The 25,858-nt window shown below is 35.1% G+C and carries 30 protein-coding genes and 2 pseudogenes; 23 read left to right on the forward strand and 9 right to left on the reverse strand.

All coding sequences use genetic code 11. From position 1 onward, the window contains the following. Nucleotides 1-8: 8 nt before the first annotated feature. A complete protein-coding gene (locus tag MHH66_RS09525) occupies nucleotides 9-1,028 on the reverse strand; it encodes a zinc-binding alcohol dehydrogenase family protein (RefSeq protein ID WP_063218581.1) in 1,020 nt (339 codons plus the stop codon). A 307-nt stretch (nucleotides 1,029-1,335) separates the two neighbouring features. On the opposite strand from MHH66_RS09525, the gene MHH66_RS09530 reads away from it, so the two are divergent. The 4 genes from MHH66_RS09530 (at nucleotide 1,336) to aiiA (ending at nucleotide 4,214) form a co-directional block, all read left to right on the forward strand. Further along, nucleotides 1,336-1,665, forward strand: coding sequence for a PadR family transcriptional regulator (locus tag MHH66_RS09530; RefSeq protein ID WP_016100924.1), 330 nt, complete (start codon nucleotides 1,336-1,338; stop codon nucleotides 1,663-1,665). Then, nucleotides 1,652-2,215 carry an HAAS signaling domain-containing protein gene (locus MHH66_RS09535; RefSeq protein WP_016100925.1) on the forward strand — a complete coding sequence of 188 codons (564 nt, stop codon included), beginning with the start codon at nucleotides 1,652-1,654 and terminating at the stop codon, nucleotides 2,213-2,215. The genes MHH66_RS09530 and MHH66_RS09535 overlap by 14 nt, the downstream gene beginning before the upstream one ends. After that, nucleotides 2,205-3,068 carry a DUF4097 family beta strand repeat-containing protein gene (locus MHH66_RS09540; protein WP_078185519.1) on the forward strand — a complete coding sequence of 288 codons (864 nt, stop codon included), beginning with the start codon at nucleotides 2,205-2,207 and terminating at the stop codon, nucleotides 3,066-3,068. The genes MHH66_RS09535 and MHH66_RS09540 overlap by 11 nt, the downstream gene beginning before the upstream one ends. A 393-nt stretch (nucleotides 3,069-3,461) precedes the next feature. Beyond that, entirely contained in the window at nucleotides 3,462-4,214 is a 753-nt protein-coding gene (gene aiiA, locus MHH66_RS09545) for a quorum-quenching N-acyl homoserine lactonase AiiA (protein WP_078185520.1), read from the forward strand. Nucleotides 4,215-4,254: 40 nt separating this feature from the next. Here aiiA and MHH66_RS09550 read toward each other — a convergent pair whose 3' ends face one another. The 3 genes from MHH66_RS09550 to MHH66_RS09560 all read right to left on the reverse strand — a co-directional run bounded on the left by MHH66_RS09550 (nucleotide 4,255) and on the right by MHH66_RS09560 (nucleotide 5,739). Beyond that, nucleotides 4,255-4,734 carry a hypothetical protein gene (locus MHH66_RS09550; protein WP_002033404.1) on the reverse strand — a complete coding sequence of 160 codons (480 nt, stop codon included), beginning with the start codon at nucleotides 4,732-4,734 and terminating at the stop codon, nucleotides 4,255-4,257. 104 nt (nucleotides 4,735-4,838) lie between these two features. Next, nucleotides 4,839-5,303 carry a DMT family transporter gene (locus MHH66_RS09555; protein WP_012261337.1) on the reverse strand — a complete coding sequence of 155 codons (465 nt, stop codon included), beginning with the start codon at nucleotides 5,301-5,303 and terminating at the stop codon, nucleotides 4,839-4,841. Nucleotides 5,304-5,316: 13 nt separating this feature from the next. Next, entirely contained in the window at nucleotides 5,317-5,739 is a 423-nt protein-coding gene (locus MHH66_RS09560) for a DMT family transporter (protein ID WP_078185521.1), read from the reverse strand. A 134-nt stretch (nucleotides 5,740-5,873) separates the two neighbouring features. Here MHH66_RS09560 and MHH66_RS09565 point away from each other — a divergent pair, with 134 nt between their 5' ends. The 5 genes and pseudogenes from MHH66_RS09565 (at nucleotide 5,874) to MHH66_RS09585 (ending at nucleotide 8,864) form a co-directional block, all read left to right on the forward strand. Then, entirely contained in the window at nucleotides 5,874-6,566 is a 693-nt protein-coding gene (locus MHH66_RS09565; protein ID WP_078185522.1) for a cyclic nucleotide-binding domain-containing protein, read from the forward strand. A gap of 13 nt (nucleotides 6,567-6,579) precedes the next feature. Then, nucleotides 6,580-6,933 carry a glyoxalase superfamily protein gene (locus MHH66_RS09570; protein ID WP_078185523.1) on the forward strand — a complete coding sequence of 118 codons (354 nt, stop codon included), beginning with the start codon at nucleotides 6,580-6,582 and terminating at the stop codon, nucleotides 6,931-6,933. Nucleotides 6,934-6,975: 42 nt separating this feature from the next. Next, a pseudogene (locus tag MHH66_RS09575) lies at nucleotides 6,976-7,153 on the forward strand (metallophosphoesterase family protein); the annotation flags it as partial. A 131-nt stretch (nucleotides 7,154-7,284) separates the two neighbouring features. Continuing rightward, nucleotides 7,285-8,319 (forward strand): flavin-containing monooxygenase, encoded by a 1,035-nt coding sequence (locus MHH66_RS09580; protein WP_078185524.1) that lies wholly within the window; start codon nucleotides 7,285-7,287, stop codon nucleotides 8,317-8,319. 296 nt (nucleotides 8,320-8,615) lie between these two features. After that, on the forward strand, nucleotides 8,616-8,864 hold the full coding sequence (locus MHH66_RS09585; protein WP_002087603.1) for a hypothetical protein: 249 nt from the start codon (nucleotides 8,616-8,618) through the stop codon (nucleotides 8,862-8,864). A 48-nt stretch (nucleotides 8,865-8,912) separates the two neighbouring features. Here the strand turns inward: MHH66_RS09585 and MHH66_RS09590 are convergent, their stop codons facing one another. Together MHH66_RS09590 and MHH66_RS09595 are read right to left on the reverse strand one after the other, a co-directional pair. Then, a complete protein-coding gene (locus MHH66_RS09590) occupies nucleotides 8,913-9,950 on the reverse strand; it encodes a serine hydrolase domain-containing protein (RefSeq protein ID WP_078185525.1) in 1,038 nt (345 codons plus the stop codon). A 110-nt stretch (nucleotides 9,951-10,060) separates the two neighbouring features. Further along, nucleotides 10,061-10,255 carry a hypothetical protein gene (locus tag MHH66_RS09595; protein WP_002087600.1) on the reverse strand — a complete coding sequence of 65 codons (195 nt, stop codon included), beginning with the start codon at nucleotides 10,253-10,255 and terminating at the stop codon, nucleotides 10,061-10,063. 182 nt (nucleotides 10,256-10,437) lie between these two features. On the opposite strand from MHH66_RS09595, the gene MHH66_RS09600 reads away from it, so the two are divergent. Beyond that, a complete protein-coding gene (locus MHH66_RS09600) occupies nucleotides 10,438-10,719 on the forward strand; it encodes a hypothetical protein (protein WP_000397708.1) in 282 nt (93 codons plus the stop codon). 29 nt (nucleotides 10,720-10,748) lie between these two features. Here the strand turns inward: MHH66_RS09600 and MHH66_RS09605 are convergent, their stop codons facing one another. Continuing rightward, nucleotides 10,749-11,054: a DUF3784 domain-containing protein gene (locus tag MHH66_RS09605; protein WP_078185526.1), complete on the reverse strand. Its 306-nt coding sequence runs from the start codon at nucleotides 11,052-11,054 to the stop codon at nucleotides 10,749-10,751. 122 nt (nucleotides 11,055-11,176) lie between these two features. On the opposite strand from MHH66_RS09605, the gene MHH66_RS09610 reads away from it, so the two are divergent. The 9 genes and pseudogenes from MHH66_RS09610 to MHH66_RS09650 all read left to right on the forward strand — a co-directional run bounded on the left by MHH66_RS09610 (nucleotide 11,177) and on the right by MHH66_RS09650 (nucleotide 19,825). After that, the gene (locus MHH66_RS09610; RefSeq protein WP_012261329.1) at nucleotides 11,177-11,458 is read left to right on the forward strand and encodes a MazG nucleotide pyrophosphohydrolase domain-containing protein; all 282 of its coding nucleotides are present in this window, start codon (nucleotides 11,177-11,179) and stop codon (nucleotides 11,456-11,458) included. Between the two features lie 142 nt (nucleotides 11,459-11,600). After that, nucleotides 11,601-12,374, forward strand: coding sequence for a BcII family subclass B1 metallo-beta-lactamase (bla2, locus tag MHH66_RS09615; protein WP_063218577.1), 774 nt, complete (start codon nucleotides 11,601-11,603; stop codon nucleotides 12,372-12,374). 687 nt (nucleotides 12,375-13,061) lie between these two features. Next, nucleotides 13,062-14,348 carry a hydroxylamine reductase gene (hcp, locus tag MHH66_RS09620; protein WP_078185527.1) on the forward strand — a complete coding sequence of 429 codons (1,287 nt, stop codon included), beginning with the start codon at nucleotides 13,062-13,064 and terminating at the stop codon, nucleotides 14,346-14,348. A gap of 583 nt (nucleotides 14,349-14,931) precedes the next feature. Next, entirely contained in the window at nucleotides 14,932-15,252 is a 321-nt protein-coding gene (locus MHH66_RS09625; RefSeq protein WP_002087595.1) for a PadR family transcriptional regulator, read from the forward strand. Between the two features lie 75 nt (nucleotides 15,253-15,327). Beyond that, a complete protein-coding gene (locus MHH66_RS09630) occupies nucleotides 15,328-15,669 on the forward strand; it encodes a DUF1048 domain-containing protein (RefSeq protein ID WP_002014108.1) in 342 nt (113 codons plus the stop codon). Between the two features lie 168 nt (nucleotides 15,670-15,837). Beyond that, nucleotides 15,838-16,599 (forward strand): ABC transporter ATP-binding protein, encoded by a 762-nt coding sequence (locus tag MHH66_RS09635; RefSeq protein WP_002033389.1) that lies wholly within the window; start codon nucleotides 15,838-15,840, stop codon nucleotides 16,597-16,599. Beyond that, on the forward strand, nucleotides 16,600-17,349 hold the full coding sequence (locus MHH66_RS09640; RefSeq protein WP_002014105.1) for an ABC transporter permease: 750 nt from the start codon (nucleotides 16,600-16,602) through the stop codon (nucleotides 17,347-17,349). A gap of 855 nt (nucleotides 17,350-18,204) precedes the next feature. Further along, a pseudogene (locus MHH66_RS09645) lies at nucleotides 18,205-18,358 on the forward strand (L-serine ammonia-lyase, iron-sulfur-dependent, subunit alpha); the annotation flags it as partial. Nucleotides 18,359-18,505: 147 nt separating this feature from the next. Continuing rightward, nucleotides 18,506-19,825 (forward strand): aromatic amino acid transport family protein, encoded by a 1,320-nt coding sequence (locus MHH66_RS09650; RefSeq protein ID WP_016100936.1) that lies wholly within the window; start codon nucleotides 18,506-18,508, stop codon nucleotides 19,823-19,825. 291 nt (nucleotides 19,826-20,116) lie between these two features. Here MHH66_RS09650 and MHH66_RS09655 read toward each other — a convergent pair whose 3' ends face one another. Then, nucleotides 20,117-21,079: a helix-turn-helix transcriptional regulator gene (locus MHH66_RS09655; protein WP_078185528.1), complete on the reverse strand. Its 963-nt coding sequence runs from the start codon at nucleotides 21,077-21,079 to the stop codon at nucleotides 20,117-20,119. Nucleotides 21,080-21,189: 110 nt separating this feature from the next. Between MHH66_RS09655 and MHH66_RS09660 the strand changes: the two genes are divergently transcribed. Then, nucleotides 21,190-21,669: a GyrI-like domain-containing protein gene (locus tag MHH66_RS09660; protein ID WP_016091906.1), complete on the forward strand. Its 480-nt coding sequence runs from the start codon at nucleotides 21,190-21,192 to the stop codon at nucleotides 21,667-21,669. Then, complete coding sequence (locus MHH66_RS09665; protein WP_078185529.1) at nucleotides 21,656-22,165, forward strand: phage tail protein; 510 nt, start codon at nucleotides 21,656-21,658, stop codon at nucleotides 22,163-22,165. Before MHH66_RS09660 ends, MHH66_RS09665 begins: the two co-directional genes overlap by 14 nt. A 367-nt stretch (nucleotides 22,166-22,532) precedes the next feature. On the opposite strand, the gene MHH66_RS09670 is transcribed toward MHH66_RS09665, so the two are convergent. Continuing rightward, nucleotides 22,533-23,114, reverse strand: coding sequence for a TetR/AcrR family transcriptional regulator (locus MHH66_RS09670; protein WP_063217442.1), 582 nt, complete (start codon nucleotides 23,112-23,114; stop codon nucleotides 22,533-22,535). Between the two features lie 276 nt (nucleotides 23,115-23,390). Between MHH66_RS09670 and MHH66_RS09675 the strand changes: the two genes are divergently transcribed. Together MHH66_RS09675 and MHH66_RS09680 are read left to right on the forward strand one after the other, a co-directional pair. Beyond that, nucleotides 23,391-24,650, forward strand: coding sequence for an MFS transporter (locus MHH66_RS09675; protein ID WP_078185530.1), 1,260 nt, complete (start codon nucleotides 23,391-23,393; stop codon nucleotides 24,648-24,650). A 100-nt stretch (nucleotides 24,651-24,750) separates the two neighbouring features. Further along, entirely contained in the window at nucleotides 24,751-25,824 is a 1,074-nt protein-coding gene (locus MHH66_RS09680) for an LLM class flavin-dependent oxidoreductase (protein ID WP_016091903.1), read from the forward strand. Nucleotides 25,825-25,858 lie beyond the last annotated feature (34 nt).

The following is a 25,858-nucleotide window of genomic DNA, read 5'->3' on the forward strand; positions in this document are numbered from 1 at the left end:
TTTTATTATTAAAATTTCTCTACAACGATCTTTCCAATTGTACGCCCACTTTCAAGTTGTGCATGTGCTTTCTTTATGTTTTCAGCGTTAATTGGTGTGAATGTTTCATTTAATGTAGTCTTTAAAATGCCTTCATCTAATAGCTCGCTTACTTTATTTAATAGTTCGTGCTGCGTACTCATATCACCAGTTTCATACATCGCTTTTGTAAACATAAACTCCCAAACGAATGTAGCACTTTTACTTTTTAAAATTCCCATCTCAAGAGGGTGTTCATTTTCTACGATAGAGCAAATTTTACCTTGTGGTTTAATGATGTCACCCATCGCGTGCCAATGTTGATCTGTATTGTTTAAGCAGAAAATATAATCTACATCTTTTAGCCCAAACTCTAATATTTGATCTTTTAAAGGTTGGTGATGGTTAACGATATAATCGGCACCGAATTTTTCGACCCAGTGTATCGTTTCATTGCGGGATGCAGTTGTGATTACATTCAGTCCAGCCCATTTTGCTAATTGAATAGCAATCGAGCCAACACCACCAGCTCCGCCAATAATTAAAATGTTTTTGAATGTATTTGTATCTTTCTTATTATAATCAATTCCTAAACGCTCGAATAAACCTTCCCATGCTGTAATAGCTGTTAAAGGAATTGCTGCAGATTCAGCATCACTTAACGTTTTTGGTTTTTTACCAACGATTCTTTCATCAACTAGATGGTATTCACTGTATGTACCTTGCCTTGTAATGCTTCCAGCGTAAAACACTTCATCGCCTTCTTTAAATAACGTACAACCATCGCCAGTTTGCACGACAACACCACTAGCATCCCAGCCGAGTATTTTTGCTATATCTTCTTTTTTATCTTTCGGAGATCGAACTTTTGTATCAACTGGATTAACGGAAATAGCGTTAATTTTTACAAGTATATCTCTTCCTGTGGCAATAGGTCTTTCAACTTCAATATCAATTAAACTGTTTTCTTCTTCAATAGGTAAGTATTCATGTAAACCAATTGCTTTCATTTCTATTCCCTCCATTAAAGTAAGAGTTTTTCTCTTTTATTATAGTAGGTAAAGTGTCATTATGTAAAAAGTTGAGTCCTTTCCATTTTCTAAAAGGCCTGTTTCAGCCGCATTTAGTACTTTGTAACTGGAGAGGACCAGTCATCGTTTTGATTTTATAAGCGTCGGATGAAAGGTATACTTATTTTTCCAGTGTACCTTGCAATGAACAATACCGAGTGTTATATTATACTTGTAGTTACTTATTATAAAACAGTACTAAATAATAAACAGTAGTAGATGTCAATTAGAATAGGGTGAATGAATATTGAATGTACAATTTAAAAAAGGAGTTTTAGAACTTTGTGTTCTTGTCTTACTTGATCAGCAAGACCGTTATGGGTATGAATTAGTTCGAAGTATTTCCAATCAAATTGAAATATCAGAAGGGTCTGTTTATCCTCTACTTCGTAGATTAACTAAAGAAGAATATTTTACAACGTATTTACAGGAGTCTTCAGAAGGGCCTTCAAGGAAGTATTATACACTGACGGATAAAGGTAGAACGTATTTGTACCAACTTTTGGAGGAATGGAATGAGTTCTCACAAGGTGTCAATCAATTAATAAAAGAAGGTGTACGTAATGACGAAAAATAAATTTTTACAACAATTAAATGCATCTCTAAAAAGATTATCTGAAAAAGAGCGTGCAGATATTTTAAAAGATTATGAAGAACATTTTACTTTCGGATTAGAGGAAGGGAAAAGTGAAGAAGAAATTGTAGCTTCATTAGGTTCTCCAGCTCAAATCGCCAAAGAGTTATTAGCAGATTATCATATTGAGAAAGTAACAACAAGTGCAACAACAGGAAATGTTTTTCGGGCAATTTGGGCAGTAATTGGATTAGGTTTTTTCAATTTGTTAATCGTACTTGGACCTGCAATTACATTAGCGGCATTGATTTTTTCAGGATGGGTTCTAGGTATCTCATTTTTAGGTGCACCATTACTTGTTTTAGTTGATACTATTATACATCCAAATACATTCTTGTTATTTAATCTTTTCGTTTGTTTAGCACTTTGTGGACTTGGATATTTCATTGTTATTGCTATGTTATTTTTGACGAAGCTAGCAAAGAATGGATTTGTTCGTTATTTAAAGTTCAATATAGCACTAGTAAAAGGTGGTTTGAAGCATGATAAATAAAAAAAGTCTTTCAATTATTGCAGGTATTATTTTCATTATTGGTATTATCGGAAGTTTATTCACTTATCGTTTAATTGCTGCAGTACCAATTTCAGAAGAAAAGGTCATTAATAATAATGTGTTAAGCGTCATTATCGATACGAATAACGTTCGTGTTAACATCAATCCTACAACAGATAGTAACATTAAAGTAAAATTAGATGGCGAAGTTAATCCTAACATAAAAAGAACATTAGCTATGGATGAGAAAGATTCGACGCTTCTTATTTCTTACAAAGAAAAACAACAGAGCTGGTTCAATTTTAATATTTCTGAAGTATTGGCGCCATTAACATTAAATGTGTATCTACCCGAAAAACAATATGATTCATTAAAAGTTTCTAATAGTAATGGTTTCGTTTCTATAAAAAAATTAAACACAACGCATTTGAATGCAAATACAAACAATGGACGTGTTGAATTAAGAGAAATCAATTCGCCAAAAATTATCGCGGAAACAAACAATGGAATTATGGATTTCAAAGATATATTGGCACAAAATATTCATGTGAAATCGAGCAACGGACGAATAATGCTAGACCATGTTGAAGGTGAAATAGAGGGGCAAACTAAAAATGGAAGTCTTACTCTGAAAACGAATGAACTGGATCGAAATCTCAATTTTACGGCTCACAATGGAAAAATTAATATTGAAACCGAAAAAGAACCAATTAATGTGCAATTTAATGTTTCTGTCGACAATGGCAACGCGAATATCCTGGATAAATATAACGGGAATACGGTTATTGGAAAGGGAGAAAATGTAATTAAATTAAACACACATAACGGAAATATTACAGTAAAAAAACAATAGCATATTATCTTTTATAAACTCAGCTCGCCACACATAAAGAGCAATAATAAATAAGAAAAATAACCGACTCCTTTTCTCAACATGTAGGTAGTCCGTTATTTTATATGTAACATTCGTTTAAGTGTGTATCCTTTCCATTCGTATACTAGCGTTTGTTTCTGTATTGCTTAAAGTACTTTCTTACTTCGAACTTTATTTCAGAATACAAACAGTTGTTTTATTACTCTCGATTTTTAGGAGGTAACGAATAGTAATTAACGATGTAAGGAGAATTTGTGAATGACTCAAAAATAATAGCTGAAACAATGAAAAGTGAGAAGGAGTTTATTTCTAACAAGAGGAATTCTTTACTGTATTGTTTTATTCAAAACTAAATGTAAAGGTGGATACATAATGACGGTAAAGAAGCTTTATTTCGTACCAGCTGGTCGTTGTATGCTGGATCATTCGTCTGTTAATAGTACGCTCACACCGGGGGATTTATTGAACTTACCTGTATGGTGCTATTTATTGGAGACAGAAGAGGGGCCTATTTTAGTAGATACAGGTATGCCAGAAAGTGCGGTTAATAACGAAGATCTTTTTAACGGTACATTTGTTGAAGGACAGATTTTACCAAAAATGACTGAAGAAGATAGAATCGTGAATATTTTAAAACGCGTTGGTTATGAGCCGGAAGACCTTCTTTATATTATTAGTTCTCACTTACATTTTGATCATGCAGGAGGAAATGGTACTTTTATAAATACACCGATTATTGTGCAGCGTGCTGAATATGAGGCGGCACAATATAGTGAAGAATATATGAAAGAATGTATATTGCCGAATTTGAAATACAAGATCATTGAAGGGGATTATGAAGTTGTACCAGGAGTTCAATTATTGTATACACCAGGACATACTCCGGGGCATCAGTCGCTATTAATTGAGACAGAAAAATCCGGTCCTGTATTATTAACGATTGATGCATCTTATACGAAAGAAAATTTTGAAGATGAAGTGCCGTTCGCTGGATTTGATTCGGAATTAGCTTTATCTTCAATTAAACGTTTAAAAGAAGTTTTTAGGAAAGAGAACCCAATTGTTTTCTTTGGACATGATATAGAGCAGGAAAAGAGTTGTAAAGTGTTCCCTGAATATATATAAATAGAAAAGTCATGGGCCAAGTAGCTCATGACTTTTTCTATTAAATAACCTTTTTAAATAAGTTATATACTTTTTTTGAATTACCTTCATTTAATTGATAATAAGTAAGGTCTACGTCATCAGGAGTGTTTTGATGGGCAATCATAACTTCACTACTGTTGTTATCTACTATCCAAATTAAATATTGTTTATAAGTTCCATCTTGGAAAGTAATCCACATGTTACAATCTACTAAATCAGAACCTTCTTCATCTAGCGTTAAATCGCCTTTTTTTGCTGTATCCATACTGTTAATGAATGTTTTTAATTCATCTGTTTTTGTAAGGAAGATAGATTTTTTTGTCTTAAGCGACTCTACATGTATATCTTTTATTTCCTGTTTTCCTAAAAAAACAGGAGGTGCATTTGGGTCTCTTTGAGTTGAAATAATAGTAGCTTTTTTCTTTGGTTTACTTGCTGTATAGAGATCTTGAATAGATTTTCCAGAGTTTAAAAACCATACGGTTCCAAAAATAATCAATGCGCTACCTAGCAGTAAAATGATTTTCTTAATAGAATATTCTCCTCTCTATTACTTCATGTGAAGAGCTTTTCTATTAATATATGATAGGTAAGCGTAAAGTATTATAGTTGAACGTGATTATGCTTCACGGTTTTTATAGGGCGATCAATGAGTAAATTGTAAGTGAGCCCTGTTAATACGAGAATTCCACCGATAATTTTTCCGGTTGATAGTTCGTGTGACAGGAAGAAATCGATGATAGTCCCCGTAAACAATTGTCCGATAAAGATGAGTAACGTTAAATAAAATGCTGATATTTTAGGAGTAATATAGTTTGATAATGAGATGACGATAACGCCTACTAATCCGCCTAAGTATACAGCGATAGGTATGGATTGTAACGTATGACTAGAAATATACAACGAATCTGAACTGAAAATTAAAAATAACATGGAGAAAAATAATCCAGTAATATAATTGAAAAATGTGCCTTCCCAATTTCCAATTTCCTTTGCTAAATTCGCGTTAATAATTCTAGCAACAACGATAGAAACACCAGCTAAAATAGCGATACAAATATATAACATTTTCTTACCTCCATTAATAAATTGTCATGACTATAATTCCAGAAGAGATGAGTACTAATCCAATTAATTTTTTCTTATCAAACTTCGAAACTTTCATTCCTAATAAACCGAAATGATCAATAACTATGGAAGCGATGGATTGACCAAGTAAGCTTAATGCAATCGTAATAGAGGCACCAAGAGCAGAGAAACTTATATTATTAAAAAGAACAGTGAATACTCCAATTGCCCCAGCGCTATATAAAAAAAGTGGAATACCTTTATCAAAATGGAGTTTATTTTTGTTAAGGATTAAAACGAAAATAACTGCAATTAAACCGACAAGGTGAATGACAACGCTCGCTGTGTACTTGCCAATTAACTCAGATAATATCCCATTCAATGGGAGCATAATGGCAATAAGCACACCAATAAAGACAGAAAGAAAGTTATACAATGTAATATCCCCTTTTTATATTTCATATTTGTAATGACTGTATCATGCTGAAATTGTGTATTACTATGACATATGTCATAGTGAAAGAAGAAAATTTTGTTTACAATTGGGATGAGTTGTAAAGGTGGGGGACTATGAAGAAAGTATGTAATTCTAATAAATTAGCAGAGTATATGAAACAAAATAATATTGATTCATTTTTTAGTAGTGATATGAAACCATATATGGAACTTATATTTTTTAAAAAGAATGAGTTCATTTGCAGAGAAAACGAAGAGATAGATTATTTATATTTCTTTGTTGAAGGAAAAGCGAAAGCGCTTAACACATTAAGTAACGGGAAATCTGTATTATTATGTTTTTATGACAGTTTGCAGTTGCTAGGAGATGTAGAGTTAATTCACTCTCAAAGAATCAATTCAAACGTACAAGTTATGGCAGACTCATATTGTGTTGGGCTACCTTTAGGGAAAGTGAGAAACCAATTATTTCATGATGCGAAATTTTTAAGATGTATTTGCGGTTCTTTAGCCCATAAATTAAATCGACTTTCAAAAAATAGTACAATTAATTTACTGTATCCACTTGAAAATCGACTTGCAAGTTACATGTTAGCAGCAGGGGAACGGGCGGTTCAGCATGGAAATAGAATTGTGTTTAGTGGGAATTTAACGGAAATAGCTGAATTGTTAGGGACGAGTTATCGGCATTTATTACGTACATTAAATGTTTTTTGTGATAAAGAAATTATAAAGAAAAATAATGGTTGCTTTGAAGTGATGAATGTAGATGTTTTGCGGGAATTGGCGGCGGATGTTTATAAATAGGAGGGTATTATAAATGATTACACCTATATTTAGAATTTTTGATATTGAAAAGGCTCAGTTATTTTACTTGAATTTTTTAGGGTTTAAACTGGATTGGGAACATCGGTATGAGGAAAATATGCCATTATATATGCAAATTTCGTTAAATGATACTGTAATACATCTATCTGAACATCATGGGGATGCTTCACCAGGCGGTGCAATTCGTGTGAAAATAGAGGATTTAAAAAGTTATTATGCTATTTTATCAAGTAAAGATTATGCGTATTCAAAACCTGATATAGAGAGAACACCTTGGGATACAATTGAATTAACTGTGATTGATCCGTTCTCAAATAGAATTACATTTTATGAGGAAATGGTTTAGAAATTGAGGTGTTATAAATAATTTATCAAAGTAGGGGTTACAATGAAGAGAAAAATAGCGATGATTTCAGATATTTATGGGAATAGTCACGCTTTAAAGGTGGTATTAAAAAATATTCGAAATGATAATAAGTTTAGGTGATAGTGTGTATGGGCCGTTAAATCCTTTGGGGACAATTGAAATATTAATGAGTAACGAGATGATACATATTAAGGGGAGTTTACTTTATAGTGAACTGCTCTTTTTTATTTTGGATAGATATTGAATTATAAAAAAATAAAATGTTATGATTATCGAAACGCATGAACATATGAACATGTATTCATGTGTTTGTGAGAAGGAGGAATTGGAGTGAAAGATATAATTATCGTTGGAGCTGGTCAAGCTGGATTAACAATGGGATACTACTTGAAGCAGGAAGGATATAGTTTCTTATTACTTGAGGTGGGAAACCGAATTGGCGATTCTTGGAGAGACCGCTATGATTCTTTGCAGCTCTTCACACCAAGGGAATATAGTAGTTTACCAGGTATGATATTAAAAGGAGAAGGGAATGGATTTCCATGTAAAGATGAAATTGCAATTTATTTAGAAGAATATGCAAGGTATTTTCAATTGCCGGTAAAATTACAGACTCAAGTTTTAAAAATAAGAAAAGAGAAAGAAATATTTGAATTACACACTCCTACAGAAATTTTACAATCGAAAAAAGTTATTATCGCATCAGGTGGTTTTCAGCAACCATTCATCCCCTCATTTTCACAACATCTTTCATCACATATTTTTCAAATACATTCATCACAATATAAATCACCATTACAAATTCCAAAGGGAAAAGTACTTGTAGTAGGTGGTGGGAATTCAGGCATGCAAATAGCAGTAGAACTTGCAAAAACTCATGAAGTTACAATGGCTATAAGTCATCCGTTAACCTTTTTACCGTTATATCTTTTTAGAAAAAGCATTTTTAATTGGTTAGAAAAAATGGGTTTATTGTATGCTGAAATACATACAAAGAGAGGAAGGTGGTTTCAGAAGCGAAAGGATCCCATTTTTGGTTTTGAAGGTAAGGAACTTATTCGTAGTGGAGCAATAAAACTACAGGGAAAAGTGGTAAGTTCATCAGGAAATAATATTATGTTTCAGAATGGTGGCACGTATAGTGCACAAAGTATTATATGGTCAACTGGTTTTGTTCAAGATTATAAATGGATTGAAATAGAAAAGGCAGTGAATATGAATGGATTTCCTAATCATACAAAGGGAATGAGTCCAGTAAGAGGATTGTATTATATTGGACTGCCGTGGCAATCTCAAAGGGGTTCTGCGCTTATTTGTGGTGTAGGAAAGGATGCGGTGTATTTGCTTTCTGAAATCAAAAAATAGATCAGTAGCAACAGCTACTGATCATCCATATGTACATGAATTAGGAGAGGTCAAACATTTCAAACGTTTATTAGCTTTAGTATAATAGATTTTCATGAAATAAAAAACTGAAAATTATAATTTTTTGTTGAGAAAGTTTTTTGTATCGAAATATATAAAAAAACGGGGATTTCTATTGAAAGAAAATATGATATTTATATTTTAGTAAATTATGATATAGTCTATATAAGATTCTTTTCCTTAAATTAGTTTTTTTGTATAGTAATTACATTCGTAGTTGGAAAGGGGAAAAAATTGTGAAGTTTGATGATCAACGTCTACTAGGAATACGATTAGGTTCTGTGCTCATAACAGAAGAAAATCAATATTTAGTAATTAAGAAGAAAGATCATTATGCACTATTAAACATACATAATTTAGAATGCACACATGTCGAAGTGCAGTTAGAGCATATTGAAGAACTGCTGCATGAAGATTTCCAAGAAAGTATAACTGAAATTATCGCACCAGAACATATTAAAATTGTGGTGAAAAATGTTATATAAAGAAAGAAGCTGGGAGAATCAGCTTCTTTCTTTGTTTTACTTCGTTAATTATAAGGATAACATTTTTAAAATCTCACCAATAATCCCATCCTTTTGATGAACACCTAAATCCGAGTTCGTCATAATAACAGCGCCATTACCTCGGTGTGGATTACATACCATCATACATTGAAATCCAACACCCCAGCCAAGTGAATGAATTTGTAAGTCTTCATTAAAATACTCTAGAAAAACACCTAATCCAGTCCATTTGGTGCATCCTTGAGGAGAAATCATATCTTGTACTGTTTTTTGAGAAAGTTCCAGTTTGCTATTTCCCTGTAAGGACTGAATGATTTCAATAATTAAAGTTGATAAGTCAGTTGGTGTTGTCCAAATGCCTGAAGCTGCTGCGAATGGATAAAATGGATACTTCTCATTTGTAACGGTGCCATCTTTATTATGTCCACAAGCAAATGTGTTTAATTTATTTATATCTTCAGTAGGGAATACCGTACTATTCTTCAGTTGAAGTGGCTGAAAGATATATTCTTCAAGTAAAAGGTTGAATGGTTTTCCAGTAATATCTTCAAGTAGTAGTTCGATAATACAAAAGTTTGTGTCAGAGTAGTGAAATTCGCTTTCTGGTTTATAAGTTACCTCTATAGGTACGGGGCAATATAGTGTTTTACCGGCAAGGACCTCATCCATTTTAGGTAGACCTTGTACAAGTGTATAATGTTCAAAACTATTAGGAGGATCAATCATCCCAGATTGGTGACTTAATAAGTTTCGTAACGTGACTTTTTTCTGCGAAGTAAATAGATTGGTAGGGATGTTCCAAGATGTGAGTCTATCATTTACGTCTTCATCTAAATATACGATTCCTTGATCTGATAACGTTAGTCCAAGCATTGAAGTGATGAATTTGCTAATAGAACAAGAATTGAATATGGAATTCGTAGTGACAGTTCTAGTTGTTCCAGATTCGAGTGTTCCGAAAGCAGTAGCTTCATCAAGTTTACCGTCACGTATAACGGCAAAGCTTAACCCTGCAACAGAATATTGGTTCATTTTCTCATATATATTGTTACTTTTTAAGTTCATAGTGACTCCTTTCTTTTAAAGACAGAATATTAATTTTATTATACAGTAGTAAATAGAGAGAAAAGGAAAACACTTCATCTTTTATCGATGAAGTGTTTTCTTAGTTTAAGTTAATTCGAAGTAAATGCTTTAAAAAATTTATCTCTGTACATGTACATAAGCCATGAGGCTGTTATAAAGGAAATAAAGATTTGTTTGTTTTTAATTGGTGCATTGAAAACAAGCCAACCAACTATATCAAATAACAAATGTAGTGCAATTGAAAGAACTACAAATTGTAGTAACGTCTTAAAAAATCTTTTCATAAAGTGTCCCCCTAAAATAAAAGGTTTTATCCCGCATTAACGGGCAGTAAAACTCCCACTGATTAAAGTTTCACTTTTTCAACAGTGTTGTATATTACTATTATACATTAAATGTTTCCTGTGGTAAAATTTACATAAGTTACTTAAATAAAACATATGAAAGCTAGTGAGGAGGAATAGTCATGGAATTTTGGATGATCATACCGATAGCGGTCTTTGGGTTTATTTATATCGTTGAAAAATTAAATAAAATCGAAAAGAAAACGGATGCGCGTTTAAAGCGGATGGAAGATAGATTACAGCTAATTACGAAAGAAATGGGAATTATAGATAGAGAACCCGAAATTAATAAAGAGTTGCGGCAGCTTATGGAAGAAGGAAAAACAGTTACGGCAGTTAAGAGAGTAAGAGAGGCTTTTGGATTTTCATTGTTAGAAGCGAAGCAATATGTTGATAAGTTATAAAAAAGATCATCCAATTGGATGGTCTTTTTTTACTGAACCATACGTGTATTTACATAAGCAGCGATTATAACGTGGCCAATAATAATGATAGGAAATATAATTTTAACATTAGGAGTAATGAAGACACTGCCAATTGTGGCAATAACACCAGCAATTAAATTATAAAGACCAACTATTTTTGATAACTTCACTTTGTCAGGTACACGGCGTTCATTGAATCCTGATAAGAGCCAAGTGTATTGTTTTACTCCGATGAAATAAGCTAGTGCAAATGAAATGATGGCTAGTATGAATAATGATGGCGAAGCGAAGAGAAGAGAAGAGAAGAGAGTCATTGAGAACACCTCCGTTAAAGGGCTATAAATAAATTATAGTATAAATGTTATAATTTAACAAAATATATTTTTGATTTTAAGTTTATAAAAAATGAGATATTTACGATGAAGGGAGATTACATATGAATATTTCGGAATTCCAGCAATATGTATCGAGTTTCAGTAAAGAAAAAGGCTTTCAAGATACAACAATTGAAGAGCGTACGATGTATGCGATGGCGGAATTAGGTGAATTAGCGGAAGTTATATTAAAGCGTGATAAAATACAAGATTCGAAAAGAGAGATTGGTTTAGAAATGTTTGATGTAATTTGGAATGTATGTGATTTAGCAAACAAGTTAGAAATTGATTTAGAGAAGGCGTTTGAAGAAAAAATGATGATTAATAAAAAACGTGAATGGTAAAAGGAAGGTTAAAAAGCGCACAAAATTTTGTGCGCTTTTTATTAATGGTATGAAAAATATGTAAAAAAGATGGAACAAACATTTGAGACGAATTGTCTAATATAGGAAATAACTATTTAGTTTGAAAGAAAGGGTGGAGAAAATGAAAAAGAATATATTATTAAAAGTAGGGTTATGTGTAAGTTTACTAGGAGCAATTCAATTTGTTAGTGTAATATCTCCAGTACAAGCAGAACGAACGGTAGAGAAAAAAGTAATAAAGAATGAGACAGGAACTATTTCAATTTCTCAGTTAAACAAAAATGTATGGGTTCATACTGAGTTAGGTTATTTTAATGGAGTAGCAGTTCCTTCGAACGGTCTAGTTCTTACTACTTCTAAAGGGTTAGTGCTTGTCGATTCTTCTTGGGATGATAAGTTAACGAAGGAATTAATAGAGATGGTAGAAAAGAAATTTAAGAAGCGCGTAACGGATGTTATTATTACACATGCGCATGCTGATCGAATTGGCGGAATTAAAACGTTGAAAGAAAGAGGCATTAAAGCGCATAGTACAGCATTAACTGCGGAACTAGCAAAGAAAAATGGATATGAAGAGCCACTTGGAGACTTACAAACAATTACGAATATGAAGTTTGGAAATATAAAAGTAGAAACGTTCTATCCAGGGAAAGGGCATACAGAAGATAATATTGTCGTATGGTTACCGCAATACAACATTTTAGCTGGAGGCTGTTTAGTGAAATCTGCGGAAGCTAAAGATTTAGGGAATGTTGCTGATGCATATGTAAATGAATGGTCCACATCGATTGAGAATGTGTTGAACCGATATGGAAATATGAACTTAGTAGTGCCTGGTCATGGAGAAGTAGGGGACAGAGGATTACTTTTACATACATTGGATTTGTTGAAATAAGAAACTGTGGGAATATAAAAGCGAGGAGAAATAATTTTCTCCTCGCTTTCTTCTAACTATATTTAAATGCGAAGCTATCAATTATGCCTGCATAAGTTACTGAGATTTTAATTCCAAGTATACAAATACCAGTACCGTCATAATTGCTATAACAACGTAAGTAACATCAAGCATTATAAGTGTCTTTAAAGTTTCAGTCATCCTAATTCACCCCTGGTATGAAAATATAACATAATCTCTTATCAATCAGTTAAGAGATTATAAAGATAACAATGCACATGAAATTTCTTAAGTATTTTCTATATAAATATATCATATAAATAATGTAAAAAATGTTAAGATGGTGTAAATGTATTGTAAATAAAGAGGATTCTATAAAATCTTTAATCAAAAAATTGATAGTTCTTCAAAATGAAAAAACGCTATTCTTTCTGTTGAATGATAGAATAGCGTTTTTGTATGCTTATTAGTTGCTAATAGTTCTCTAAATCAATTATCTAGCTATTTGAAAGCATCAACAAAGTTGTCCATTTTTCTGTATGTTTTTTTGATGTCAATAAAAATATTATGTCAACAATATGAACTGTCACAAATTTATATATATTATTGTGATTGATATCACATCCCTTTTTCTCAATGAGTATTATGCTTAATTTGTAACGAATGATTGGGAGAGGGTGGGATGATATGTTTTGTTATCAATGTGAACAAACGCCAACAGGCGGATGTAAAGTGATGGGTGTTTGTGGTAAGAATGAAACAATTGCAAGTTTACAAGATACGATTGTGTTTGGATTAAAAGGAATTGCTGCTTATCGTACTCATGCTGCTCAGCTAGGGTATACAGATGCATTTGTAGATGCTACAACTCAAGAAGCGCTATATATGACATTAACAAATTCTAACTTTAATGAACAAGAACATATTGATATGGCTATGAAAGTAGGGAAATCGGGTTTACGAGTAATGGAGTTATTAGATGAGGCACATACGAATCACTTTGGTGTTCCGGAGCCTGTTCAAATTACGCAGAACCATGTAGAAGGTAAGGCAATTGTAGTTACTGGTCATAATTTATTTGCATTAGAAGAGTTATTAAAGCAAACAGAAGGAAAAGAAATTAATATTTATACGCATTCTGAAATGCTACCAGCACACGGATATCCACAACTGAAAAAATATAAACATTTAAAAGGAAACATCGGTAAGGCATGGTATGATCAACGACGCCTTTTCGAAAAATTTACAGGTGCCATATTAGCTACAACGAACTGTGTTATGCCAATTAAAGGATCATACTCTGATCGATTCTTTTCATATGATATTGCAGGTTTAGAGGGTGTACAAAAAATTGAAAATGATGATTTTGCACCATTGATTCAAAAAGCGCTTGAACTTCCAGAAGTACATATGGAGTCGGATGAGCAGTTAGTAACAGGGTTTCATCATAATACAGTATTATCATTAGCTCCGGAAATTATTAATGCAGTAAAAGAAGGAAAGATTAAGCGTTTCTTTGTCATCGCAGGTTGTGATGCTCCAGGAAAAGGCGGAGAATATTATCGTGAATTAGCAATGTCGCTTCCGCCAGAAACGGTTATTTTAACAACTTCTTGCGGGAAATTCCGCTTTAATGATGTGAGTTATGGTGTTGTACCTGGTACGGAGATTCCGCGTTACATTGATTTAGGACAATGCAATAATTCAATTTCTACAGTGAAAATAGCGGCCGCTTTAGCAGATGCTTTCCAATGTGAAGTGAATGAATTGCCAGTAAGTATTGTCTTATCATGGTTTGAACAAAAAGCGGTTGCTATTTTACTTGGGCTATTTAGCCTTGGTATTCAAGATATTCGCATTGGTCCAAAGGCACCTGAATTTATTTCACCTGGTGTGCTTGATGTATTACAAGAGACATTCGGTTTAAAACTAATTACAACCGCAGCAGAAGATATGAATATGATGTTATCGTAACAAAAAGGATGTCCTATATGTAGAGTTGACTTTATAAAGAGTTTGTATGTATTCGCAAGCTCATGTATTAGATGCACAGGTGCATTAGTAGAAGAACAAAAAAAATGATCCGTCTTTTTAATAAGGAGAGCTATCTACATTCATTAACTTCGGAATATTATAACGCCCAAAATAAAAATATGGAATTTTTGTTTTGGGTATTTCCTTTTCTTAGCTGGATAGGTATGTGGTGAGATTTCTTAAGAAGAAAATAGGCAGTATCCAATAGATAATAGCGGATTTAAGAAAAAATTTAAAAATCGAGTTGACATTCCATCTACATAGTCATACAATGTAGTGGTAATGAGTAATACTGAATAGTGTAGTTTTTAAAAATATATTCAGTATCCAATAGGCAAAAGCGGATTTAAGAAAAAATTTAAAAATCGAGTTGACATTCCATCTACTCAGTCATACAATGTAGTTGTAATAAGTAATACTGAATAGTGAGGCTTCTCAAAAGCTATTCATTAAAAATTAGCCTTAGTACTCTGTGATACTGAATATAAGTCAGACAGAATAGGGGGTAAAGGAGGATAAGAATATGGAAAATTTAACTGAAATGCTGAAAGGTTCGTTGGAAGGATGTGTTCTGGAAATCATTAGCCGCCGTGAAACTTATGGCTATGAGATTACCCGCCACCTGAATGATCTTGGGTTTACTGAAGTCGTGGAAGGAACGGTCTATACCATCCTTGTGCGATTAGAGAAGAAAAAACTTGTGAATATTGAAAAGAAACCGTCAGACATGGGGCCGCCTCGCAAGTTTTATTCACTAAATGAGGATGGCCGTCAGGAGCTTGAATTATTTTGGAGAAAATGGGATTTTGTATCATCAAAAATTAACGTCTTGAAGTCAAACTAGCCTCATAAGATTAAATATTCGGCCGATATTTTGGGAGTTTCTTGTTCTGCTTTATAAAAAAGGAGGAAAAATAATATGTTGGAAATGTTCAAAAAATTAATTGGTGATAAAAAAGAGTACAAAATGATGATGGCACGGGTTGGAGCTCTGCCAGAGGACTATCAGTTTGTGTTTAAGAAAATTCAAAACTACATGTGGAATTTCTCAGCTGGTAACGGGATGGATATGCTACACATACAGTATGAACTAATCGATTTGTTTGAAGCCGGTGCGGCGGAAGGCAGACAAGTGCTAGAAATCACTGGGGAGGACGTGGCATCCTTTGCTGACGAACTAGTGGCAAACGCTAAAACTTATGTTTCCAAGTATCGTGAAGATTTGAATGAAAGTATCATGAAGCAATTGAGAAAAAAATAAATGCAACAGGTAATACCGACTGATTAGCTGGTTACAAATGTGAATTGACGCCATTGCTATTCAGTTATATTTTTAAATCAGTACTAAGTAATACGGATTATCAGTAGTACTAAATAGAGGGTGTAGGCAGTCTATCTTTACAAAACATTTTTTAAGGAGGAAAAAAGCATGACCAATACAGCGATTTCTGTAAAAGGATTAAAAAAATCCTTTAAAGATAAGGAAGTGTTAAAAGGGGTAGATTTTGAAGTGCAGCGTGGCTCCATTTTCGCACTGCTGGGCTCAAATGGAGCGGGCAAGACGACGATAGTCAATATCCTCTCGACGCTGATGAAGCAAGATGGCGGCGAAGTAGGTATTTGTGGTTTTGACGTTCAGCGTCAACCGGATCATGTTCGTCAAAGTATCAGTCTGACAGGGCAGTTTGCAGCTTTAGACGGAATGCTCACGGGGAGAGAAAACTTGATAATGATTGCCAATTTGCGTGGAGTTTCTAGTCCTGCTCAAGTCGCTGATAATTTGCTTGCAAGATTCAGCCTGACTGATGCAGCCAACCAGAGGGCAGACCAGTATTCAGGTGGGATGAAGCGCCGGCTTGATATCGCCATGAGCTTGATCGGGACGCCAGCAGTCATTTTTCTCGATGAACCGACGACAGGGCTTGACCCTGAAGCGCGTATTGAAGTGTGGGATACCGTCAAGGAACTTGCCGGCGGCGGCACAACCATCTTGCTCACGACCCAGTACCTCGAGGAAGCCGAACAACTGGCGGACCGTATCGCTATCTTGCATGGCGGAAAAATTATTAAGACTGGTACTCTTACAGAACTTAAAGAGATGTTCCCGCCAACAAAAGTGGAGTATATCGAGAAGCAGCCGACATTGGAAGAAATTTTCCTTGCGATTATTGGCAAAAAGGAGGAGATGTAAATGAAGAGCAAAACAGGGGTATTATTAGGGCGCTTAATGCGCAACATCATGCGCAGTCCAGATACAATTATTACGGTAGCGATTACGCCGATTATGATGATGCTGTTGTTTGTCTACGTATTTGGTGGCGCCATAAAGACAGGAACGGATAACTACGTCAATTATTTATTGCCGGGAATCTTGCTGATGGCTATCGCATCCGGTGTCGCTTACACTTCCGTACGGTTGTTTACGGATGTAAAGAGCGGACTGATGGCACGTTTCATTACTATGCCTATTAAGCGTTCGTCGGTATTATGGGCTCACGTATTAACATCACTTGTTGCTAATGTGCTTACTATCGTGGTGGTTATTCTTGTTGCGCTCTTAATGGGCTTCCGTTCCAGTGCTAATATTCTGGATTGGCTCGCGGTAGCTGGAATACTCGGGATGTTTACGCTGGCGCTGACATGGTTGGCTATCATTCCTGGGTTGACAGCGAAGTCTATGGAAGGGGCGACAGCCTACTCGTACCCACTAATTTTTCTGCCCTTTATTAGTTCGGCCTTTGTTCCTACCGAAACTATGCCAAAAATTGTTCGTGCGTTCGCTGAAAACCAGCCTGTGACTTCAATCGTGAATGCGATTCGTGCCCTCTTATATGAAGGGACTGTTGGCAACGATATTTGGATTGCACTTGCTTGGTGTGTGGGCATTATGGTTATCGCTTACTTCTTCGCCGGCAAAGCATTTAAACGTCAGTTAGGGTAACACCACCAGTTCGGTGCACAATGGCAACTAAACCTTCTGGAATAATATATATATGGGAAAATGGATTTAAATCACATTAATCTTAGTTATTGCTATAATTGTTAGTATTCTTACTGGTTATGCAGTTGGTACGTAAGTAGGTTCAGACGTTGAGAAAAAGCAGACTGAGAGAGTTAAAAGGGAAGAGATAATATTTTGACCTCAATTCTAATTGCCATATAATAAATGCAATTTTTATACATGAAAAGCCCACCTATTTCCGTAGGTGGGCTATATCTTTATTACACAATTCGAAAGTATACTCTCTTTTTCTAAGTATGTAATTATGCATATTTAGAAAAAACTACACTTAATAAATATTACATATAGTAAATGGAAACTTATGGTGTAATTCTTTTAACAGGCTTAACATGATAACCATTATATAAGGTGCATAGGCTCCTTTGGAAAAGTTCTTCTTTTCTGAAAAATGAATGTTAATTCGTTATATGTAATAAAAATTCATGAGAATAATTTTATGTTTTCTAAATTTATTCCTTTACATCAATGTGTATTATTTATTACAACAGCTTCATGTCAAAGATAAGATGTGAAAGCAAAGGGAAATATAAGTATCTTTATAACGAGTTCCTAATATAATCAATGTGTTAACGAAAGGAACTCTGTATTATGTTTATTTTTCTATTAACTAATACAGCTTCAAAAAATAGACACAATTGCTACATATCAATTGTAATTTATTATCTATTCATAATTCTGTTTATTCTGTCTTTCTAAAAATAAAAAAATATTAGACTCGCAAATATAAACGTTATAATGAGGGCGTCGAGAGGTAACCGATTACCTACGAAGAAAATATCAAACATTTTAAAATTGGACAGACTGAAACGATTAATTACAGAAAGGTGTGTGACCAGAAGGGGGATTTCTTCAAAATAGTTTAGCAGCAGCGGATATCGTATTAGCTGGTGTAAACAATATCATCAATGGTAAGTATAGGGTTGGAGGATAAATGCCTCGCACATTAAGAGAGACAGCTTTAGGTGGAATCGTTTACAATATGGTGCATCAAGTAAGCGGTTCATTTTTTAAGAATGGTCTATATTCTTAAGCCTAAAAAGAGACGTGAAAATAGGATACAAGGGGGATTTATTATATGAATGGGAATACTGCAAAAAAAATAGAATTTCAAGCTGAAAATACTGCAGTGAAAAATGAGAAATATCTAGATCCTAAAAAGTGGCATAAACAAGATACTACCTGGGCATTGAGCCTTTTTGGAACAGCAATTGGAGCAGGGGTGCTCTTTTTACCGATTAATGCAGGTTCAGGTGGTTTATTATCATTACTACTAATTACATTGCTTGCATATCCAGTTATGTATTACTCACATAGGGCACTTGCTAAAATGATTTACACTTCTAATTCTGCTGATGAGGGGATTACAGGCACAATAAGAGAGTATTTCGGAAATAAGGCAAGTATCATTTTTAACATCGTATATTTCGGCTCAATTTATACAATCGTATTGATGTATTCGGTTGCGCTTACAAATACCGCAAGTAGTTTTATCGTGCATCAATTGCACATGCCGGAGCCTCCAAGGGCCATTTTATCTCTTGTATTAGTGCTCGGCCTTATTGCTATACTAAATTTTGGTCAAGATATTACTGTGAAAATCATGAGTATGCTCGTATATCCTTTCATAGCTTCTCTACTTTTCATCGCAATATCTTTAATTCCACAGTGGAATACGTCAATGCTTAGCTTTTCAAGTGTTTCTACTGCTTCAACAGGAACAGGATATTTTGGAACGATATTAATGATTTTACCAATCATCGTATTCTCATTTAATCATTCACCTATGATTTCATCATTTGTTGTGAAACAGAAGGCTACGTATGGAATAGAAGCTACTGATGCTAAATGTGCACAAATACAAAAAGTTTGTTATATCATGACATTCGTTGTAGTTATGTTCTTCGTTTGGAGTAGTACACTGAGTTTGACTCCAGAGGATTTAAAAATGGCAAAAGAGCAAAACTTATCAATCCTTTCATATCTTGCTAATGAGCTTAATTCGCCTGTAATCACTATTGCAGCTCCAATCATTGCTTTTGTGGCTATTACAAAGTCTTTCCTTGGCCATTATATAGGAGCATTTGAGGTAATGCGTGACGTGATTATGAAGTTCGGTAAAACACGTGGAAAAGTTATTGAAGAAAAAACAATTAAGACAATGATCCTTACTTTTGTTGTATTAACATGCTGGTTTGTCGCTTATACAAATCCAAGTATTCTTGGAATTATTGATTCTCTGAGCGGTCCATTAGTTGCTGCTATCTTATGTCTATTACCGATGTATGCGATTAGTAAAGTACCAGTACTAGCTAAATACAAAGGGAAAATGAGCAATGTATTTGTTATTGTTGTAGGTATACTTACTGTCCTAGCAAGTATTAAGTCATTATTCTAATTCGCTATTGTTAGTTCAAGTGCTAAAATAGTGGGATATGAAAAAAGAATGAAAGAGATTATGGATAAGATAAGTCCATATTCGAATTTTAAACAAGCTGTTTTATGAGGGTTAAACTCTAATATAAAAAGACATGAACAAAGATTAGTTCATGTCTTTTTTTGTGTTGGCGTTATTCTTAGAAGAGCGTTTAAAGTAGGTAGCGAATAAAATGTTTTTACTAGGTATTTAAATAGAGGTAACTGACATCTAGTCAAACTCAATATTATTTTGGGTTTAACTGGCCACTGCTTATGGGCAGTATAAACATAATCTCTCTTTTAAACCTTCTAACACTTCTTCAGGAACTTCCCTGATTTTGATATCTTTACCTAGGAAAAGTAGCCAATTTGTTATTTCTATCAATTCATCGAGATTGTTAACATTGATAAAAGTTTTTAGAATGGCTGTGGATTGGTAAGGATTTGTATAGGAAATAGAAATTTTTATAGGATGGTATTTTTTGAACTGGGTAATCGCTTTTGGACCAAGTTCAAGTACAAGGTTGATTGCTTCGTCCTTCTTACTTAGTTTTTCTGAAATTTTTTTCTTACTTAATCTAGTTTTCGTCGTATAGGTTTCGACATTAATGAGATGATCGACAAGAAACATCTTCTTTTTTTCTTCTTTTATGTCAAAGCCTTCAATTATCCAATGGCTTTTTTCTTGATAAAGGTGCAGTAGATAAATTGGATAAGACTTGGTTTCCTCCTCTTCTTTTACGGTAATCAATAAATGGCTATCTAAAAGAAGGATTTGGATGAGTTTTTCTAACATAGGATGGGGGAGGTCAGAAAGCTCAAGTAGGTCAGGATTATGAGGGTTAGTCCCTTCAAAAAGAAAGATTTGATTTAAAAGAACAAGGTCATCCTGCTGGATTTCTGAGATGAGTCCTAGTAGTTTTTCGGCTAAAGACTGACGACTCTTTAGATAGGGAAGTTGTTGATTTCTTGTGGCCATAAAGGCAATAAAAAGAGCTTTGACCTCATTATCAGTAAAGCGAACAACGGGCAGGATAGAGTTATGCATGACAAAATATCCCCCATCCCTTCCAACTTCAGCGACGAGCGGCATCCCCATGGCTTCAATTTCTCTAATGTCTCTAATTGCTGTCGATCGTGAGATGTTAAATTCTCGTATGATTTCAGAAATTGTAAAGTGGGAGCGGTTGTTAATATAGCGCATGATCGTATTAATCCGTTCAACTTTTTTCATGGTGGTCTCCTAAACAGTATCATTTTTTGACATGATTTAAAGATATTATAAACTCATCAAGTGAAAAGATAAATCGTTTGATTAATTTAAAAGTGAGGAAGGTTTTAAATATGAAAAATTATACAATAGAAGAAAAAGATAGCTTTATCGTGTTAGGTATTGGAACTGAACTTAAGAGCCACTATACAGACTTTGCGGGCATAAACAAGGAAAAGGCAGACTTTTGGCTGGCCGTCGAACAAGATGGAAGGTTGGACACTTTAAAAGCTTTAGCTACAAATGATTACATTTTTTCTGTGAGTGAAGCGGTGAATAACAAGATGATGTATTACGCTGGTGTCATGACAGAGGCAACGATACAAGAAGAATCTAGAGTTATCCAGTTTCCGAGGGGAGAATACCTAGTAGTTAAAGGGGAAGGCAATACAGCTGAGGAGCTAAGTAATAAGCTTACTGGTATTGCATTTGGTCAAGCATTAGCAGAAGTAAAAGATTTTGCCTATGTTGGTGGGCCAAATACAACAGTTGAGATGGGGCAGCGAAACGGCTTAGTATTTGGTGAAATATGGATTCCAGTTGTTAGGAAGTAAAGTGTTAAAAGGAGAGATGGAATTGTCCGATATAGTTGATTTTAAAAACGTAACTACAGCTGGCATGGAGTCTTCACCTGTAGCAGAAGCACTTGCTGGTTTACGTGCCCATGAAGCACGTTACTTTATGAATAAATACAAGCATGAATTTACGGTTGTACCAGCTAGTGAAAGCGAGAAGACTCTTGATTATGTGAACCGCATTTTGAAAGAAGAACGTGATATTGAGTTTGCGGCAAAACCTTTAGAAACATCGTGTTTTCAAGTGGAAAATATTAAATTTGCCTATGTCTTCTATGAGGATGGTCTTGCAGTCAACGTTATGTATACGTTGGATAGCCCAAAGAAGCGGGCCGTTGGATTTAAGCTTTCTGAGGGAATGGAGATACCAACGGAGTTAGTAGAGAAGTTTAAGTTTGCTAGGCAGAAGTCTAAACTTGCTGGAACAATTCGGGGTTCGTTTTTTGTAATAAAAGGAGAATATAGTGCAAGTTGAAGAATCGATCATTTGTTATATTGAGTTATTTTTTAAAAGGCGCGATTAAGGCTAACAATCTTGAATTGTTAGCCTTTTTTTACATAAGTATAATATTCATAGTCTGCTACACACTACGTTCAGATAAAATAAAACGAAAGGAAATTACTGTAGGGTGGTGGTATGAGATTTTGAGTCGATGGGCATGTGGTGCTCCCCATACCCATCAACTTAAGAATTCAGAATTACCCCGAAATGAAAAAATGAGCATTTTTGTTACAAGTTAGCACAAAATTTCGTTCTGGGGGTACTATAAAATTGTAGCTTGATGGAGATTTGACGTTACCCCTATAAAGTTATGGTTTTCGTACTTTTAAATACAATCATGTCACTTAAGTAATGTGAGCGTCGCTGCTATTACATTGTCCACAAATGAACGTTGGGGGCGAGATTTCATCATAACCGTTAGACCGATTAACGATACAATCAGTGCCTGTGCCAAAGACTTTGCATCTGTGTTGACTTCCAGCTCACCTGATTGAATTCCTCGTTCGATCGTCTCCTGAAAAATGACGGCGAGGTACATTTGATGTTCTCTGGTCAAAATTTCAAATCTCTCATCATGAGGTGCTAGTTCAACCATTGTATTGATACAAAAACAACCTTTACTAAGATCCCCTGCGTATTCTTCATTGACGACATCGGCAAAGAAAATAGAAAATGCCTCTTTTACAGAGGAGTGACTTTGAAGCCTATTTCGTATATCAGAGGCCCGAGACATTGTATACCTGCGAAGTGCGGCTTCAAACAATTCTTTCTTATCTCCAAAAGTGGAATAAATACTAGGGCGTTGAATGCCCATTCTAGAAGTAAGATCACTTAATGAGGTAGCCTCATATCCCTTCTCCCAAAATAACTGCATTGCTGCATCTAAAACTTGATCCTCATCAAATTCACGGGTTCTTGCCATTAAGAATTCTCCTTCTCAAACTTTGATTTTATTAATTGTTTTAGGATAGGTGTGTAGGTAATTACAATTGTTGTTTTTATTACCAAACAGTATGTAATTATTATATAATTAGCCATTCTTCCTGTCAAATCAAGCTCCATTCATTTAATGAAATATTAACTTTAGTGCAAAAAAATCATTGACATCATGAATAAGGCTAAGTTATATTTACCAGTAATCATATTGTACTGAACGGTACGTTATGATCAAAAATCTAATGTGATTGGAGGTTAAGGTATGTTTAAAACAGAGACAAATATAGAAGATGATCCACTCTACACTAAGATAAGTCATAAATCTTCCATAACAAAACCTAATTTGAATCAACAGCCATCCATGTCTCACGCTTTGGCATTATTGTTTGCGACTGCCTGTGGAATGTCTGTTGCCAATATTTACTTTGCACAGCCGTTGCTTGATCAACTATCTAATGAGTTTAGTATTAACCATTCCATTATTGGTATTGTTATTACCGTTACACAAATTTTTTATGGAGTGGGCTTACTGCTACTCGTACCGCTTGGAGATTTGCTAAACCAGCGACGTCTAATTGTCGGTCAGATGCTATTATCTACAACAGCTCTGGTTATAGTTGGTACTGCTGCCTCCAGCATGGTACTTTTCGCAGGTATGGCTTTGGTGGGTCTGCTTGCAGTTGTGACACAGACTCTCGTGGCGTTTGCAGCGACCATCGCTTCCCCTACAGAAAGAGGACGTGTCGTTGGCATTGTAACAAGTGGGATTGTTATTGGCATACTTCTTGCACGTACTTTTGCTGGTATATTAACAGATGTTGCGGGATGGCGTTCTGTATATCTATTTTCTGCTGCGCTCATGCTTTTGATGGTTTTTATGTTTATAAAGATGTTGCCCAATGTTGAGCGCGAGGTAAAATCGCTATCTTACCCTCAGTTGATTAGATCGGTGCTTGCTTTGTTTATTCAAGAACGAACGTTACGCGTTCGCTCTGTTCTAGCCATGCTGATTTTTGCTGATTTCAGCATTTTGTGGACTTCACTAGTACTGCCACTTAGTACACCTCCAATTGCTCTATCTCATAGTGCAATTGGCGCATTCGGTCTTGTAGGTGTGGCTGGAGCCTTAGCTGCGGCACGGGCAGGGAAATTGGCCGATCAAGGTTACGGACAACGAACGACAGGTATTGCTTTAGCTCTATTATTGATTTCATGGTTATTCATCAGTTATATAGAGCAGTCATTAATCGCGTTAGTGACAGGGATAGTTCTACTTGATTTGGCCGTACAGGCAATACATGTCACGAATCAAACCATGATCCTTCCATTGCATACAGAAGCACGGAGTCGACTTACTGCTGGATATATGGTGTTTTATTCTATCGGCAGTGCTGGTGGTTCAATTGCTTCGACTCAAATATACGCACACTTTGGCTGGGGAGGGGTTTCCTTACTCGGAGCCTCTGTCAGTGCTTTCGCTCTTCTTTTTTGGGCTATGACCAGACGAGTTAAGATTTCATGAAATAAACGTGTGTTAGTCAATATGAGAAACACGTTACTACCATAAAGGAAATGATTAATTTTTTTGACTTAAAATCTAATTGAACTAGGAGAGATGACAAATGGAAATAGGTATTACGTCTTTTGTAGAAACGAAACCAGATGTACATAGTGGTGAAGTGATAAGTCACGCACAGCGATTGCGTGAAGTTGTTGAAGAAATCGTTCTTGCTGATCAAGTAGGACTTGATGTGTTTGGTGTTGGTGAGCACCATAGGAAGGATTATGCAGCATCCTCTCCAGCGATGGTTCTATCAGCGGCGGCACCACAAACGAAAAAGATACGGCTCGCGAGTGCAGTAACTGTGCTTTCTTCAGCTGATCCTGTGCGCGTTTTTCAGGATTTTTCTACACTGGATGGCATTTCAAATGGACGCGCAGAGATTATGGCGGGTCGTGGTTCTTTTATCGAATCTTTTCCATTGTTTGGCTATAACTTGAAGGACTATGAAGAACTGTTTGAAGAACATTTGGACCTACTGCTCAAAATACGTCAGTCCGAAAAAGTGACTTGGGAAGGCGGACATCGACCAGCAATCAATAATTTAGGTGTGTATCCAAGACCTGTTCAAAATCCTTTACCGATATGGGTTGGTAGCGGTGGGAATCAGGAATCTGCTATCCGTGCCGGTTTTCTGGGATTACCACTTATGCTGGCGATTATTGGTGGTAGCCCAATGCACTTTGCACGAATTGTACAGCTATATAAGAAAGCGGCGGCTCACGCTGGTCATGATGTATCAAAACTTCAGGTGGGATCTCATTCAATTGGATTTGTTGGAGAGAATACGGAATTAGCAGCAGATACATTTTTCCCTTCCACTCAGGCAGGCATGAATAAACTTGGTAAAGAGCGGGGGTGGCCTTATTATGATCGTTCCAGCTTTGATGCTGCACGAAGTTTTGAAGGGGCGTTGTATGTTGGTGATCCAGATACAGTCGCCGAAAAAATCATACATCTTCGTAAGCATGTAGGGATTACACGCTTTATGATGTATGTACCATTAAGTACTATGCCACATGATCAAGTCATGCGTGCCATAGAATTGCTTGGAACAGAAGTTGCCCCTCGTGTACGAGAGGAAATTGCCAAATGGGAAGCTGAAGGAGAACAGGAGACACATCTATTCCGTTAATCATTCCATAAGAATTGAATCAAGTCTCATTATT

The organism is Bacillus sp. FSL H8-0492 (assembly GCF_038006145.1).
Lineage (GTDB): Bacteria > Bacillota > Bacilli > Bacillales > Bacillaceae_G > Bacillus_A > Bacillus_A mycoides.

Coding starts and splice junctions, on each gene's coding strand:
- MHH66_RS09525 (WP_063218581.1), bottom strand. CDS start 1,028: ATGAAAGCAATTGGTTTACATGAATACTTACCTATTGAAGAAGAAAAC.
- MHH66_RS09535 (WP_016100925.1), top strand. CDS start 1,652: ATGACGAAAAATAAATTTTTACAACAATTAAATGCATCTCTAAAAAGA.
- MHH66_RS09540 (WP_078185519.1), top strand. CDS start 2,205: ATGATAAATAAAAAAAGTCTTTCAATTATTGCAGGTATTATTTTCATT.
- aiiA (WP_078185520.1), top strand. CDS start 3,462: ATGACGGTAAAGAAGCTTTATTTCGTACCAGCTGGTCGTTGTATGCTG.
- MHH66_RS09555 (WP_012261337.1), bottom strand. CDS start 5,303: ATGTTATATATTTGTATCGCTATTTTAGCTGGTGTTTCTATCGTTGTT.
- MHH66_RS09565 (WP_078185522.1), top strand. CDS start 5,874: ATGAAGAAAGTATGTAATTCTAATAAATTAGCAGAGTATATGAAACAA.
- MHH66_RS09570 (WP_078185523.1), top strand. CDS start 6,580: ATGATTACACCTATATTTAGAATTTTTGATATTGAAAAGGCTCAGTTA.
- MHH66_RS09590 (WP_078185525.1), bottom strand. CDS start 9,950: ATGAACTTAAAAAGTAACAATATATATGAGAAAATGAACCAATATTCT.
- MHH66_RS09595 (WP_002087600.1), bottom strand. CDS start 10,255: ATGAAAAGATTTTTTAAGACGTTACTACAATTTGTAGTTCTTTCAATT.
- MHH66_RS09600 (WP_000397708.1), top strand. CDS start 10,438: ATGGAATTTTGGATGATCATACCGATAGCGGTCTTTGGGTTTATTTAT.
- MHH66_RS09605 (WP_078185526.1), bottom strand. CDS start 11,054: ATGACTCTCTTCTCTTCTCTTCTCTTCGCTTCGCCATCATTATTCATA.
- MHH66_RS09610 (WP_012261329.1), top strand. CDS start 11,177: ATGAATATTTCGGAATTCCAGCAATATGTATCGAGTTTCAGTAAAGAA.
- bla2 (WP_063218577.1), top strand. CDS start 11,601: ATGAAAAAGAATATATTATTAAAAGTAGGGTTATGTGTAAGTTTACTA.
- hcp (WP_078185527.1), top strand. CDS start 13,062: ATGTTTTGTTATCAATGTGAACAAACGCCAACAGGCGGATGTAAAGTG.
- MHH66_RS09625 (WP_002087595.1), top strand. CDS start 14,932: ATGGAAAATTTAACTGAAATGCTGAAAGGTTCGTTGGAAGGATGTGTT.
- MHH66_RS09630 (WP_002014108.1), top strand. CDS start 15,328: ATGTTGGAAATGTTCAAAAAATTAATTGGTGATAAAAAAGAGTACAAA.
- MHH66_RS09635 (WP_002033389.1), top strand. CDS start 15,838: ATGACCAATACAGCGATTTCTGTAAAAGGATTAAAAAAATCCTTTAAA.
- MHH66_RS09640 (WP_002014105.1), top strand. CDS start 16,600: ATGAAGAGCAAAACAGGGGTATTATTAGGGCGCTTAATGCGCAACATC.
- MHH66_RS09650 (WP_016100936.1), top strand. CDS start 18,506: ATGAATGGGAATACTGCAAAAAAAATAGAATTTCAAGCTGAAAATACT.
- MHH66_RS09655 (WP_078185528.1), bottom strand. CDS start 21,079: ATGAAAAAAGTTGAACGGATTAATACGATCATGCGCTATATTAACAAC.
- MHH66_RS09660 (WP_016091906.1), top strand. CDS start 21,190: ATGAAAAATTATACAATAGAAGAAAAAGATAGCTTTATCGTGTTAGGT.
- MHH66_RS09670 (WP_063217442.1), bottom strand. CDS start 23,114: ATGGCAAGAACCCGTGAATTTGATGAGGATCAAGTTTTAGATGCAGCA.
- MHH66_RS09675 (WP_078185530.1), top strand. CDS start 23,391: ATGTTTAAAACAGAGACAAATATAGAAGATGATCCACTCTACACTAAG.
- MHH66_RS09680 (WP_016091903.1), top strand. CDS start 24,751: ATGGAAATAGGTATTACGTCTTTTGTAGAAACGAAACCAGATGTACAT.